The sequence below is a fragment of the Salinicola lusitanus genome, from assembly GCF_003206045.1.
GTDB lineage: Bacteria > Pseudomonadota > Gammaproteobacteria > Pseudomonadales > Halomonadaceae > Salinicola > Salinicola lusitanus.
This window is the reverse complement of the sequence record NZ_PZJM01000006.1, coordinates 319594-333991: the sequence shown is the minus strand read 5'-3', so window position 1 is coordinate 333991 and position 14398 is coordinate 319594. Positions and strand designations below refer to the sequence as shown.

General features: G+C 65.8%; 10 protein-coding genes. 5 read left to right on the top strand and 5 right to left on the bottom strand.

Annotation, left to right across the window (positions count from 1 at the left end):
- Positions 1-73 precede the first annotated feature (73 nt).
- A complete protein-coding gene (locus DOM45_RS12675) occupies positions 74-1441 on the top strand; it encodes a TrkH family potassium uptake protein (protein WP_110601046.1) in 1368 nt (455 codons plus the stop codon).
- Between the two features lie 7 nt (positions 1442-1448).
- Here the strand turns inward: DOM45_RS12675 and DOM45_RS12670 are convergent, their stop codons facing one another.
- On the bottom strand, positions 1449-2063 hold the full coding sequence (locus tag DOM45_RS12670; RefSeq protein WP_110601044.1) for a LysE/ArgO family amino acid transporter: 615 nt from the start codon (positions 2061-2063) through the stop codon (positions 1449-1451).
- A 103-nt stretch (positions 2064-2166) separates the two neighbouring features.
- On the opposite strand from DOM45_RS12670, the gene DOM45_RS12665 reads away from it, so the two are divergent.
- Together DOM45_RS12665 and DOM45_RS12660 are read left to right on the top strand one after the other, a co-directional pair.
- Positions 2167-3075: a LysR family transcriptional regulator ArgP gene (locus DOM45_RS12665; protein ID WP_110601036.1), complete on the top strand. Its 909-nt coding sequence runs from the start codon at positions 2167-2169 to the stop codon at positions 3073-3075.
- Between the two features lie 163 nt (positions 3076-3238).
- Positions 3239-3622 (top strand): hypothetical protein, encoded by a 384-nt coding sequence (locus tag DOM45_RS12660; RefSeq protein WP_110601034.1) that lies wholly within the window; start codon positions 3239-3241, stop codon positions 3620-3622.
- Positions 3623-3816: 194 nt separating this feature from the next.
- Here DOM45_RS12660 and DOM45_RS12655 read toward each other — a convergent pair whose 3' ends face one another.
- Positions 3817-4116, bottom strand: coding sequence for an MTH1187 family thiamine-binding protein (locus DOM45_RS12655; RefSeq protein ID WP_110601032.1), 300 nt, complete (start codon positions 4114-4116; stop codon positions 3817-3819).
- A gap of 476 nt (positions 4117-4592) precedes the next feature.
- Between DOM45_RS12655 and cfa the strand changes: the two genes are divergently transcribed.
- The gene (gene cfa / locus DOM45_RS12650; protein WP_110601030.1) at positions 4593-5744 is read left to right on the top strand and encodes a cyclopropane fatty acyl phospholipid synthase; all 1152 of its coding nucleotides are present in this window, start codon (positions 4593-4595) and stop codon (positions 5742-5744) included.
- Positions 5745-5887: 143 nt separating this feature from the next.
- Here the strand turns inward: cfa and DOM45_RS12645 are convergent, their stop codons facing one another.
- Genes DOM45_RS12645 through DOM45_RS12635 form a run of 3 tightly spaced genes read right to left on the bottom strand, consistent with a single transcriptional unit; the run spans position 5888 to position 13194 of the window.
- A complete protein-coding gene (locus tag DOM45_RS12645; protein ID WP_110601028.1) occupies positions 5888-10804 on the bottom strand; it encodes a coiled-coil domain-containing protein in 4917 nt (1638 codons plus the stop codon).
- Complete coding sequence (locus DOM45_RS12640; RefSeq protein ID WP_240612383.1) at positions 10801-11742, bottom strand: hypothetical protein; 942 nt, start codon at positions 11740-11742, stop codon at positions 10801-10803. Before DOM45_RS12640 ends, DOM45_RS12645 begins: the two co-directional genes overlap by 4 nt.
- Before the next feature lie 3 nt (positions 11743-11745).
- Positions 11746-13194 carry a hypothetical protein gene (locus tag DOM45_RS12635; protein ID WP_110601026.1) on the bottom strand — a complete coding sequence of 483 codons (1449 nt, stop codon included), beginning with the start codon at positions 13192-13194 and terminating at the stop codon, positions 11746-11748.
- Positions 13195-13340: 146 nt separating this feature from the next.
- Between DOM45_RS12635 and DOM45_RS12630 the strand changes: the two genes are divergently transcribed.
- Positions 13341-14327: an aldo/keto reductase gene (locus DOM45_RS12630; protein WP_110601024.1), complete on the top strand. Its 987-nt coding sequence runs from the start codon at positions 13341-13343 to the stop codon at positions 14325-14327.
- Positions 14328-14398 lie beyond the last annotated feature (71 nt).

Below are 14398 nucleotides of genomic sequence, written 5' to 3'. Positions count from 1 at the left end.
GGTTGTCATCCGCCGACCGAGACGGTCTCGAGGCGCTCGCCAATTGCCCCAACAGGGATGCTGGAGCTCGCACGTGAGACGTTGGCAACGACTCAAGCAGCCCTTCCGCCGCGCCCCGCACGGCGGTGTGATCAGGCTATCGCCGCCGGAAATACTGCTGCTCGGGTTCGCCCTGCTTTGCGCCGCTGGCGCCTTGCTGCTGTGGCTTCCCGGCAGTGCGACGCGCCCCCTGGCCTGGCACGAGGCCCTGTTCACGGCGACTTCCGCGGTCACCGTCACCGGTCTCAGCGTGATCGACGTGGGCAAGGACCTGACATTCATCGGCCAACTGGTGGTCCTGGTCCTGATCCAGGTCGGCGGCCTGGGCTTCATGACCTTTGCCGCGCTGACGGTGCTGCTGCTGGGCACGCGGCTACCGCTGAGCCAGCAGAACCTCGTCCGCGAGGCGCTGGGGGAGATCGCCTTCAGCGACATCCGCGACCTGGTCAAGCTGGTGATCGCCTTCGCCTTCATCACCGAGACCATCGGCACGCTGCTGCTGGCCTGCCACTGGGTGCCGGAACAGGGGCTGGCGATGGGCCTGTGGCACAGCCTCTTCCACGCCGTCTCGGCGTTCAACAACGCCGGCTTCTCGACCTTTTCCGACAGCCTGATCCAGGAGGTCGGCAACCCGCTCGTCAATGCCACGGTGACGTTGATGTTCATCGTCGGCGGCTTGGGTTTCGTGGTCGTCAGCGATCTCTATCGTCATCGTCGCTGGTCGCGCCTGGCGATGCAGACCAAGGTCGTCCTGCTGGCCACGTTCTGGCTCAACGTGATCGCCACCGCGATCCTGCTCGGCCTGGAGTGGTCCAACCCGGGCACCCTGGGCGGCCTGGAAGATGGCTTCGCCAAGCTGCAGGCAGCCTGGTTCCAGGCCGTCACCCCGCGTACGGCCGGCTTCAACACCTTGGAGATCGGCGCGTTGACCGACGCCTCGACACTGTTGGTGATGGTGCTGATGTTCATCGGTGCCGGCTCCAGTTCCACCGCCAGCGGCATCAAGATCACCACCTTCGTGGTATTGCTGCTGACGGCCCGCGCGTTCTACCGCAATACCGAACACCCGACGGCCTTCGGCCGTTCGATCCCCCAGGAGACGGTGATCAAGGCGATCACGGTGGCGCTGGCCGGGGTGCTGCTGGTAGTGCTGACGCTGTTCGGGCTCACCATCACCGACGGCGAGCAGTCGTTTCTCGACCTGGCGTTCGAGACCGTATCTGCCTTCGGCACCGTGGGACTCTCCCGGGGCATCACCAGCGATCTTTCGCTGCCGGGACAGTTCCTGCTGGGGCTGACCATGCTGCTGGGGCGTGTGGGTCCGCTCTCCGTGGGCTATTTCCTGGCGACACGGCAGGCAAGGGGCGTGCGCTACGCCAGGGGCGAAATTCAGATTGGCTAGCCACTGTTCACAGCGTGCGAGTCGCGAGCTGCCAGGCGACCACCAGCATGATTGTGCCGACGGCGATATCGATGCCCTGCCACCATCGCGGGTCCTGAAGTCTTGGCGACAGCCAATGGGCCATTCCGACCAGGCCGAAGAACCAGACCAGCGACGCCAGCGAGGCTCCGGCCACGAACCCGGCCGGACTCGGCTGCTGGCCACCGATGATGCCCAGCATCACCACCGTGTCCAGATAGACGTGGGGATTGAGCAGCGTGACCGCCAGGGTCGCCAGGATCACCGGCCTCGCCGGCGTCGCGGAGAGGTCGTTCGCGGTCGCTGCCACCTCCAGGTGCCGAGGGCGCATTGCACGACGGCACGCTATCGCCGCCTGCCACACGAGCCAGCCGACGCCACCCCACCGAGCCAGTTGCAGCGCGGTAGCGCTCGAGGCGATCAGCGGTGCGAGGCCCGCCACCCCAGCGGCTACCAGCGCCAGGTCGCAACAGGCGCAGATCCCGGCCACCAGCCAGCCGTGTTCGCGACGCAGACCCTGCCTCAGGACGAACGCATTCTGCGCCCCGATGGCCACGATCAGCGTGAAGCCGACCAGCAAACCCTGGATGACGGAGGTGATCATGACGGTGTCTCATGTGACGGCGTGAAGGCACGGGGATTCGCATCATGCGGCGACATCGTCTATTAATAAAAATGAATCAGCTAATGAGGCATTAGAAAACTTGATGCTGGATTACAAACTCCTTGAAGCTCTCTCCGCCATCGTCGATCAAGGCGGCTTCGATCGTGGCGCTCAACAGCTCAATCTGACCCAGTCGGCAGTCTCCCAACGAATCAAGCTGCTGGAAGCGCGTCTGGGCCAGCCGGTGGTCGTCCGCACCCCGCGCCTGCTGCCGACCCCGCTGGGCCAGCGACTTCTCAATCACGCCCAGCAGGTGCGGCTGCTGGAGCATGATCTGCTGGACCGGATCCCGGCGCTGGGAGAGGGAACGCAGCGGCTCAGGCTGGCGATCAACGCCGACAGTCTCGCAACCTGGTGGGCGCCGACCCTCGGCGATTTCTGCCATCGTCGCGGCGTGCTGCTGGACCTGGTGGTGGACGATCAGGAGGTAGCGCTGCGCCGCATGCGCGATGGCGAGGTGGCCGGCTGCATCTGTGCTACCGCGCGACCGGTCCAGGGTGCACGGTCGCGCGCCCTCGGCGCCATGCGCTACCGCGTCATGGCCAGCCCCGGATTCGCCGAGCGTCATTTCGCGGAGGGCATCTCCCAGCAGGCGCTGGAGCGGGCGCCAGCGATTCTCTACGGACCAGAGGATCGTCTGCATCAGCGCTACCTCGACCTGCACGGGTTCAAGGATCCGTTTCCGCACCACCTCTGCCCATCGTCGGAAGGCGTGTTGCACATGGCTCTCGCCGGTATCGGCTATGCCATGATCCCCGAGTGCCAGGGCAGCGATTGGCTATCGAGTGGTGATCTGGTCGATCTCGACCCGCAGCGCCCGTTGGATGTGCCGCTCTACTGGCACTTCTGGCGTCACGGCGGCGAGCTGCTCGATGCCCTGACCGCGCACCTGCTGTCTGCCGGCGATACGTGGCTGAGAGCACCGGAAGCGACGCCGACTGCCTCGGCCTGATCGGCAACACGTCGCACAAAGGCGACATTTTCCCGGCCGTAGAAAGACTTACGTCATTCACGGGCTTGCGAATGGCAGCCCAGATTCTACACTAGAATGATAACCCGGCACCGCCGGGCATCATGGCGGGCCGATGGAACACCGTGACACAAGGAGCAGTGACATGAGCAAGACGACGATGGCAACGACACCGATCTGGATGGTATTGGCCGGCCTGCTTACGCTGGGCACTCTCGCGGGTTGCGCCAGCGACAGCAGCTCGGTCGAGAAAGAGGCGACTCGCTATGTCGTGACCGGACTGGGCGACGATCAGGACGAGGCGATGAGCAATGCCAAGGAGCGCGCCCTGGAGCAGTGTGAGGCGCAGGACTACGACAAGTTCGTGATCGTGAAACAGCAGACGATGGGGCCCGGCGAGGACTCGAGCAAGGCCGCCAGCACCAATCAGCAACTCGAGGGTGCGACGGTAGACGAGGATACCGAACTCCAGGCCGCTACCCAGGAAGGCGATGGCTACAAGGTGACCTGGACCATTCGCTGCGGCTGATCCCCTCTCGCCGGCCATTACGGCCGGCGACTACCCTCCAGGCCTTGATCACCCGTCGACGCGGCCAAGGCTCCATCCGAAAAACCGCCAGCGAGGGAGAGACCGGGCCGTCCTGAACGTTGTTCGGTGAGCCGGTTCGGACGCGACATGGTCGAGCTTAGGCGCTCTTCAGACGTTGTTAATGTCGGACAGCGTCAGCGGCGCAGGGCCTCGACACTTTCGACCTTGTCATCCATGCGTTGCTCGCGATCCGTCCGCGTCCCCATCTTCAACGTCGTGGTGATACGTGGCGCTCCCATCGCATGAACCCCTTCGTGGCATGCCTTGATCACAGCCATCACCTCGTCCCATGGCCCCTCGATGTTGGTGCCGTAGGCGTGCATCCGGTGATGGAGACCGGACGCCTCGATGATTCGCTGGCATTCCGCCACATGGGTCGACACCGAGACCCCGACCCCCAGCGGCACGACGCATAGATCGACGATGACGTGCATGACTTCGCTCCTCTGATCGATTTTTCCGTTGCGCGGTACTGTGCCGTTCGCATCCCGGCCCCGCCCGGTGGGTGGATTCGACCGGGGCCGATCCAGTGTATCGATGCAACGGATCCTCTGTAAAAAGCACAATCCGGTCTGGACTATCGTGACAATAGCGCTAGGCTTATTGACGGCAAAGACGTTAGCACGCAATGTAAATATGGCTAATACCATCAGGCTGGGCTGTGTCTGGAATGTCGGCGAACACGGCGGCTTCGGATACCGCATGGCCAGTAGGGAACAGGGACCATGGCGCACCACGCCTCCGCCGCCATAGCTTGATCCTTCGGGCCGTTTCAAGCGAGTGGAAAATGACCGAAAAAACGCGTCAGCGCGGTCGAATCCGCAAGTCAAATGGTTATTTTTCGTCGTTCGAACGAAACGATGTTTTCAGGCGGCCGGGGTACGCATTGCGCCCCTTGCTAGGAAACAATATGACCAGTAATACGCCTATCGCCCCCGTCGCGTTGCCCGATACCCGCGCCCGCCAGACCCTCGCAAGAATGCTCGAGGGCTCCGGCGTCACCCTCAATGGCAATCAACCCTGGGATATCCGCGTCCACCATCCCGATCTCTTCTCGAGAGTCATCCGCCAGGGATCCATCGGCTTCGGCGAAGCCTACATGGATGGCTGGTGGGAGTGTGATCGCATCGACGAGATGATTCATCGCCTGCTGCGTCACGGGCTCGGCAGCATTGCGCATACCACCGCCGAGCGCATCGTCTACAAACTGCAGTCGAGCCTGATGAACCTGCAGAGCAAGGCAAGGGCCTATATCGTCGGCAAGGAGCACTACGACTTCGGCAACGATCTTTTCACTCGCATGCTGGACGAGACGCTCTGCTACTCCTGCGGCTACTGGAAGGAAGCCCGAACACTGCACGAGGCACAAATCGCCAAGCTCGATCTCGCCTGCCGCAAGCTCGATCTCGAGCCTGGCATGCAAGTGCTCGACATCGGCTGCGGCTGGGCCAGCTTCGCCGAGCACGCCGCCCGCCAGTACGGCGTCGAAGTCACCGGCATCACCATCTCCGAGGAGCAGGCAAAGCTGGGCCGTGAACGCTGCGCCGGGCTGCCGGTGGAGATACTGCTCGAGGATTATCGCGAGCTCAGCGGCGAATTCGACCGTATCGTGTCGATCGGCATGTTCGAACACGTCGGTCAGCGCAACTACGCCACCTACTTCGATACCGTCAAACGGCTGTTGAAGCCCGGTGGCCTATTCGTGTTGCACACGATCGGCTCCAACACTAACGATGTCAGCGTCGACCCCTGGATCAACAAGTACATCTTCCCCAACGGCATCTTGCCCTCGGTCCAGCAGGTCGCCGACGCCAGCGAAGGCAAGTTGGTGATGGAAGACTGGCAGAACTTCGGCGCCGACTACGACACCACGCTGATGGCATGGCAGGAGAACCTGCTCGCCCACTGGCACGAGATCGCCGGCAACTACGGGGAGCGGGTCAAGCGGATGTTCCTCTACTATCTCGGCTCCTGCGCCGGCGCCTTCCGGGCGCGGGATCTCCAGCTATGGCAGGTGGTCTACTCCAACGGTCGCGGCGGACGTTACGACTCGCCGCGCTGATCCGGACCACGAGCGACGAAGAGTGTTGAAGGCTGAAACTCACGTGAGAGAAAAAGGGCCTGCCACAGCGGCAGGCCCTTTTTTTTACCTTACTTCATCGCCGCGAGTGTCATGAGACTGGGCCATTTTCCGGGCCTTGCCGATCACTCCACCGGAGCCGGGGTCACGTGGATACCGAACAGGCTGGCTTCGCCGCTACCCCGACCGGTCTCCTCGGGAGCCACTGCCTGCCCCTCGCGCACGATGACGTGACCGCCCTGCCCCTGCTGGCCGCCAATCACGCTGCCGACCAGATAGGTGGGGAAGATGCTCGGATCGTTCTCGTAGTTGGGGTTGTGGATCAGGCCGATCATCTGGAAACGCCCTCGGGTGTTGCGCAACGACTCCAGCGAATCCTGGATCAGGCGGCGGTGGGAGAGCTTGGAGAACAGGCCATCGAGCAGGATGACACTCTCGCGGCTGGCACGGGCCCGCCGCTTGTGGCTGCCGGGCAGTTCGCGCAGCTCGCGCTCGATGGCGAATTCGGAGAGCTTCACCAGCCACATCAGCGAGACCGCCTCGCGCTGGCCTTCCGACATGTCCTCATTGAGCGAGAACAGCCGGCCGTGGGGACGGATCGCATCGTGCTTGAGGCGGATGGTGACGTCGCAGAACAGCCCGCGGTAGATGCGCCGGCGGATCTGGCGGGTCAGTTCGTCGTCGCGGCCACCCTTGGCCTGCGCGCCATCGCCGACCTGCTCGAGGCGCCGCCGCTGGACCGCGAGATGGGCGTCGATGTCCGCCAGCAACTGCTGGATCAGCTCCCGCACCGACTCGTCGGCGATCAGGTCGGCCTTGACCTCGAAGTAAGCGCCGCCACCGCTGGAGCGTTTCGCGACACGCTTGAGAATCTCCAGATTGCCGGCCGCGTCGATGATGATCGAACTCAGGCGCTCGACCAGGGTGTCCTCGATCTGCTCCCGGGAGGCGTGCAACCGGGCCACACGCTGGCGATGCTCATCCAGTTGCCCTCCCAACTGACGGTGCAGGCCGCGCAGCGACTCCAGCGCCGCGTGGCTGACGCCCTCCAGCGTATCCAGTCGCGCGCGCTCGGTTTCGTTGAACAGTCGACTGGCACTGGCCGACTCCAGCGACAAGGCCAGCGCCTTCTCCCGGGCCGTCACATCGCGGGCCTGGCGCTCCCGGTTGCGGGCACGCTCGCCAAGGTTGAGCCCGCCCAGCCCTTCCAGCAGGGTCTGCTGACAGGTCTCCAAGGCCTCGAGGTCGAACGCGGCGGCATCCGTCTTCTCGCCGGGATCGTCCAGTGCCGATGCCAGCCACTGGCACCACTCGTCCATGGCCGCGTCGAGCCGTGGCGCATCGACACCCACCGCCGGCCAGCGAGCCGTGGCGTCCGCAGCGGCACGTTCCAGCCAGCCCTCGGGCAGTTGACGCAAGACCTCCAGCCACGCCACCGCCAGCTGATCCACCACCATCAGCGCCTGCTGGTGACGGGCCACGCGGGTTTCCACCACGCCCTGCTCGCGGCCATTGGTCTTGCGCCGCTCCCGGGCCTCCTTGAGCGACTGCTTGAGGCGGCCGATATCGCGTTCCAGGGTGCGATTGCCCCCCTGGTCGTCGCGGACATCCAGGAATGCCCGGATCCGCGCGAAATCGAAGTCGGCTCGTCGGCTGGCCTGGGCCAGGGCGGCCGCCAGCGCCGTTTCCCGCGTCTCGGCATCGCGCATGAAGCCCGGTCCCTCCTCGGCGACGAACGCTGCCAGGCGGCGCAGACGTTCACGCTCTCCGTCGGCGAACAGATGACGCAACTGCTCGCGACACTCGTCGCGACGGGCGTTCAACTCTTCACTCTGCAGCGCGATTTCGGCGAACCGTTCCTCGTGCTCGGTCAGGGTTTCGGTCAGCGCCGCCAGGCTGGCATCGATCTCCTCCAGTCGCTCGACACCGCCGGCCGCGGCGAACCGCTCCGCCGCCAGCCAGAGCTCACCGTGGGTCTCCAGCTCCCTGGCGGCCTGCTCGCGCTGCGGACTCAGCGTCTCGATACGAGCCGCGGCGGTCTCGCTCTCCTCGACGGCCGCTTCCAGCGCGGGCTCGCCGCCCTCCTCGAGAAAGCGCTGGAAGTCGTCGATCGATTTCATCGCCGCCTCGCTCAAGCGCGGCTCGAGCGCCTGCCGTTCGCTCTCCGCCCGCTCGCGCTGCTCCTCCAGCGCCGCCAGTTGCACTTCGACATCCTGGCTGACCGCTTCGTCGGCCTGAAGCGCCAGATGAAAACGCTCGCCGTGGGGGTCGAGTCGCTGGACCTCGGCTTCCAACGCCAGCCGGCGTTCACGGTCGACCGCGAGACGCTGCTGGGTCTCCTCCCGCAGCGCGGTCAGATAAGCGGGATCGAGCGCGGCCTTGACCGCCAGCGTTTCCACACCTTGCACCGCCCCCAGCGGCAACTCGCCACGTGCCAGCGTTGCCTGCAGGCGACCGGCCTCAAGCACCGGAACGCCGCAGCCGGCATCGACCAGACACTGCGACGCTTCGCGGGCGTTGTCCTCGCCTTCGACCACCGGCGCGAACAGCTGGCCGGCAGCCTGGGCCAGCCAGTCGCGGCGCTGGCCATCTTCCGCCTCGATAGCGGCCAGCACCTCGTGGAGGGGGCGAAAGGCGATCTCCCGGGCATCGAGACACGCCCGGGCTTCGGCCTCGGAAGCGAGCCGGGCCAGGGGGTCGCCGCTCAAGCTTTCGAGATACTGCTCGCGCGCGTCGATGGCGGCAGCCAGCGTCTCCTGCTCTCGCAGCAGGCGGGGATAGCGCGCCTTGGCATCCTTGAGCCAGGCCGACGGCGCCTGTTCGCTGAGTTCCCGGAAGTCTTGCAGCGCCTGCTGCAGAGTCCCGAGTTGCTGGACCTGCTGGTCGAGTCGATACAGCCCATCCTGCGCTTCCCGTGACTGGCGATAGAGGGTGTCCCGCAGATGCACCGGCGAGGCCTCGCCATGCCAGTGACGATAACGCTCGGCGGCGTCCCTGAGCGGCGCCAGCCGTTCGAGACGCGCCTGGGCATCGCTTTGGGCCCGACGGCTCTCGGCCAGCGCCTGCTCGTGTGCTGCCAGCGCATTCTTGCGCTCGCTCCAGAACCCCACCGCCGAATGCTCGGGCCAGAGTTCGGCGAAGGTCTGCCAGGCCTGCCGGCCGGAGGCCAGCGGCGCCAGCTCCCCTTCCAGGCGCTGGCGCTGCTCGCGTCGCACCTGCAGCGCTTCGCGAACCGTCTCGCGCTGGCTATCCAGTGAGTTTGCCTGCGCGTCCCAATCGTCGAGCTGCGCTTCCAGCTGCTCCTGCTGCGCTTCCTTGGTCGCCAGCAGTTCGTCAGGTGAGGTATCGGGGTGCTCGGCAAGGAACGCTTCGTACCACTGCGCCGGCTGCTTCAGCTCGCCAATCCGCCCCAGGTGGTCGGCATGCGCCTTGCGCGCCTCGGCCAACCTCGCCTGCGCGCTCTCGCGGGTGGCTTCCGGCGTTTCCAGTTCGGCCTCGGTGAAGAGCCCCTCGGCCAGCGCCTGGGTGTAGACGCTCTGATTGTCGATGAAGTCGCGCTGGCGCGATTCCAACTGCTCGCGCTCCTGCTCCAGCCGCTCCATCTCCTCGTCGAACTGCTCGGCATCGAGGCGCAGCGAACGGCGATATTCGCGGTCGGCGATCACCTCTTCGCGGAAACGGTTGCCATCCATCGACTCGAACGCCTCGGCGGCGTCATCGAGCAGGCCGAGAGCACGATAGCGCGAGGCGTCGTCATTGAAGGCGTGGCTGTCCGCCAGCCAGGCCCGCGCCTGGTCGAACGAGACATGGCCGATGTCGCGGGCCGTGGTCCAGGCCGCCTGCGGCAGGTGGATCAGACGACGATGCGTGTCGACTCGCGCGCCGCGCTCGGAGAGCGCCAGCCGCACGTTGCGCTCGGCCTGACGCGACAGCTTGGCCAGCAGCCAGGTGGAGACCCGCGGCCGTTCGGTATCGCCGGCCACCCAGGCAAACCCAACCGCGTTGTCGGCCGCCTCCTTGGCGGGCGCTGCCTGTTCGACGCTGCCGCTGCCTCCCGGCAGGCCCGGCAGCGGCGCCAGCGCCTGCCCGCCCAGCAGTCGCTCGGCCTCGAGCAGCGAAGCATCGAGCTCGGTCAACTGGCGACGCGCCTCGAGCAGACCCTCGCCCTCTTCGTTCAAGGTGGCCAGCCGCTCGACCTTGTCGCTGGCGCGCTGCTGATCGCTCTCGGCTTCCGCCAGCCGATGGCGAAGTTCGGTGATCCGGGTGCCGGAGTTGAGGATTACATCCTCGATCAGCTCCTCTTCCTCGTCGGTCTCGCCGCGAGTCGCCCCGGAGAGAATTTGTGGCGCCAGCACTTCGTAGAAGAACGCCTGATCGGCCTTCTCGCCGGCCCGCGGCTTGATCGCGTTGAAGATCTGGCTCTTGTCGGCACCGCCCTCCTTCTGGAACGCCGCCATCTGCGCCAGTTCACGGCGCGAGATATGCGCTCCCACCGCTTCCAGCCACTCCTCGCGGTTGTGGGCTCGGGTCACTCCCTGCGCGCGCATCGTGCTCTGGAAGTCGGCATTGGCGTAGAGCGCCAGCTTGCCATCGCGGGTGATGTGATGCACCGGCACGTCGGCCAGCCTGCCCGGATAGTGGTAGAACACCAGCCCGCTGCCGTCGCTGTAGCCGTACATGCCGAACACGAAGGTCTCGCCGGCGACTTCCTCGCCGGCCACGGCAAGCATGTCGTCCTGCTGGCTGGCGCTGTCCTGGGCGCGAAACTCGACGCGCAGGTGCGTCCAGCTGCGACCCTCGCCGTTGACCTTCGACGGCGAACACTTGCGCCGGGTCCGGGTCAGGAGCTGGCGATCGCGGGAGAGCATGCCGATCAGGGCCTCGGCCATGGTGGTCTTGCCGAAGCCGTTCTCCATGCTGATCGCGCTCGACTGTCCGCGCAGGTCCAGCAGCAGGTGGCGCATCTTGGCTTCCCAGGGCGAAGCGATGTCACCGTGCTTGTTGAGCAGGTTGGCGATCTCGATACGGTTGATGACACTCACCGGCGATTCTCCTCGGCGTTCTCGGTCGTCGAGCCATTCGCGTCTTCCGTCGGCTGGTCGAACATGTCGGCGGCGCGTATCTCGGACTCTTCGCCGCCGTCGACGTCGGCATCCCGAGAGCCCTCGTCCGCATCCTGCGCCGGCGCCTCGTCGGCGAGTTCCTGCCCGGCACCTTCAAAGGGCCGGTCCGAGGACTCGGTGGAGGTCAGTTCGATCAGGTGGGTCAGGTGGTTGACCCCGATCTGCTCGGCCTCCAGCGCGCCCAGCAGGGTCTGCTGCCAGACATCCTCGTCGGCGGCTTCGCGGACCGCCTCGAGATGGCCGGCACGCACCAGCAGATCGATGAACGCCTTGACCCGGCGAGGGATGTCCTCGCCGCGCTCGTCGAGCAGCACCCGGCTGTTCTCCGGTGCCCGATCGCCCAGGCCGCGCAGCGTCTCCAGTTGATCGCGCACCAGTTCGACCAGCTCGCGGGTGACGAACGTGGCCTCCTGATAGCGGCTGACGTCGGAGAGCGCGCGGTTCAGCCGGGTGTAGATCAGGGTGTGCAGCAACAGCCACAGCTGCAGGTACCACAATGCCAGCTCGGCCCGGCTCTCCTGGCGCAGCTTGAGCGCCTCGAATACCGCTTCACGGGTGTAGAGCGGCGGCTGCTCGAGCTCGGGATCCGGTAGCAGCGCGAAGAAACGCGATCCCGGCGCGATGCCCGGATAGTCGCCGGACTCGAACGCCTTGAGCCGCAGCCCCTGGCCGGCAAGAAAGTCCCGCAGCGCCTCGCGCTCGTTCTCCTGGGCATCGTCGATCAGGGCACAGACGTCGCGCTCGGAGAGCTGGCCCTCGCGCGCGGCGCGGCGCTTGCGACCGCCGCTGGGGACTCGTTCCGCGGTTCGGTAGCGCAACAGATAGGCAACGACTTCACCCATTTCCATCATGTTCATCAGTCAGACTTCCTGTTCTTTCGTTGGCGCCGGTCGCAGGCGAAGCGAGGGCGTCACCGCGCCCTCGATGCGGCGGCCGTCGGGCAGCGCGATCGCGAATGGGGTGTCGTCGATACCGACGCTCAGCTGGTCGTCGAGCAGTTGGGTATCGACGAAGGTATTGAGCAGCTGCGGCAGGCAGTCCAGGGTTTCGGCGTGCGCCGAGTCCGACCCCGCCTCGAAGTGGTGCCAGCCCTCGCTGAGGGCGTCCGGCAGCGACAGCGGCGACTGGCGCAGACGCCGGCGCAGGGCCGGGCCACGCGCCTTGAGATAGCGCGCCAGCAGCGGATCGGCGCTGGGTCTGTCACTGGCCTCGTCGAAGACCAGCGCCGCCCCGCTGCGCTCGGCGCGACGGGTTTCCACCAGCGGCAGCAACGTCTCCACCCGTGGCATCGCCACCTGCGTGCCGAGCGGCATCATCCGCGCGACCACCGCATCCTGCAGACGCTCGGGGGGCGGCGAGAGCAGCAACTGGTGCGCCACCCCAGCGAAGTCGATCACGCCCATCGACTGGATCCGCCCCTCGGCGATATCCGACAGCAGCTCGGAGAGTCGCCGGGAGAGATTCTCGATGGCGTTCAACACACGGCCGATGGTGGCGGAGAGCATGCGCAGGTCCCACTCCTCCTCCTGGCGCTCGGCCCAGGCCTCGAAATGGGCGGTCAGGGTCGGCGTCGAGAGCTGCGAACGCGCGCTGAGCAGCGTGCTCTGAATGGTGCTCAACGCATTGTGGTAGTGACGCTCGTTGTCCAGCAGCGCGGCCAGCTTGCCCTCGTGAGTCGGGTTCTCGCGAACCCGCCGCAGCTCCTGGGTCAGCGCGCGGATCGCCATCAGGATCTGCTGAGTGATGTCGGGCACGCGGGCGTAGTCCCCACGCGAGAGCGCAGCGATGACCTTGGCGGCGTCATACTCCGAATAGAGCAGGTCCTCGACCTGGCTGGCCAGGGTGACTGCCTGGCGACCGCTGGGGGTCAATCGCACCTGGCCGGTCTGGCCCTGCTTCTCGATCAACGCCGTGCGCTTGGTGCTGCGGCCGCTGCGCGTTCCCGGTGAGGTTTCGCCTTCATCGGTCCCGCTGTCGGCGGCATCCGGCTGCCACTCCCGATAGTGGATCTCGCTGGGGGTCGCCAGCAGGTTGATGACGAAGCTCAGGTCGTCCGCGGGCAGCTCGGGATAATCCCCCCGCAGGTGGGCCAGGCAGCGACGCTGGGTGACGAAGGCGCTGTTGGTGGCGAAGTCCACCTCGAGCAGGTAGTCCAGCAGCAGGCAGCCCAGGTCGAGCCAGTAGCCGTCGCGAAGGCCGCGACGCTGCTCCTGGGAGACCTGAACGAAGGGCGAGCCCGGTTCGTGGGCGCTGTCGTGTAGATCCAGCAGCCGCGTCGTCGCGACCAGCAGCTTGTTCCAGGCGGTCATGTCGACTCCAGACGGGGAACAACGAGAGAAAGCGCAGCATTATGCCAAGGATGGACTGTCGGGTCATGGCGATCCGCGTAACGAAGTCGCCATTGACTGCTATGGTGAGAAGTCCCCTTCATCCACGCTTCACCGGGAGTTCTCGCATGGAATACCGTCGTCTCGGCCGCACTGGCCTCAAGGTCTCCCCCCTCTGTCTCGGTACCATGACCTACGGCACGCCGCAGTGGCGCGACTGGGTGCTGGACGAAGCCGAGAGCCGCCCTTTCATCCAGCAGGCACTGGCTGCCGGCATCAACTTCTTCGATACCGCCGACATGTACTCCGACGGCGAGTCGGAGCGAGTCGTCGGCAAGGCGCTCAACGATTTCGCCCGGCGCGAGGAGGTGGTCGTGGCGACCAAGGTCTACAACCCCACCGGCAACAAGTCGCCCAATGAACGCGGCTTGTCGCGCAAGCACATTCACCACGCCATCGACGCCTCGCTCGAGCGTCTGGGGATGGATTACGTCGATCTCTATCAGACCCATCGCTGGGACTATGACACGCCCATCGAGGAGACCATGGAAGCGCTCCACGAAGTGGTCAAGGCAGGCAAGGCGCGCTATATCGGCGCCTCCAGCATGCACGCCTGGCAGTTCGCCAAGGCCCAGCACGTCGCCGAACGCAACGGCTGGACCCAGTTCGCCACCATGCAGCCGATGGTCAACCTGATCTACCGCGAGGAGGAGCGCGAGATGATTCCCCAGTGCCTGGATCAGGGTGTGGGCGTGATTCCATGGAGCCCGCTGGCCCGCGGCATTCTCGCCGGCAGCAAGCCGGTGGGCAGCGAAGGCAGTACCACGCGCGCCAGGAGCGACGAGCAGATGCGCAACTGGAAGCTGGGGCTCGAGCGTGACGCCCCGGTCATCGAGGCGCTGCAAGGGCTCGCCGAGTCGCGCAACGTCTCACCTGCACAGATCGCGCTGGCCTGGCTGCTGCAGAAACCCGGGATCACCGCTCCCATCGTCGGCGCCAGCAAGGCACCTCATCTGGATCAGGCCCTGGGTGCGCTGGAGATCACCCTGACAGCGGAGGAGGTCGAGAAACTGGAAGCACCCTACGTGCCGCATGAGGTCGTCGGGTTCGCCTGACGTCCGGCGGCGGCGTTCCGCGCCATGCCAAAGCCGCATGGCGCTTGTCATTCATGCCGGGAGATCGAGCC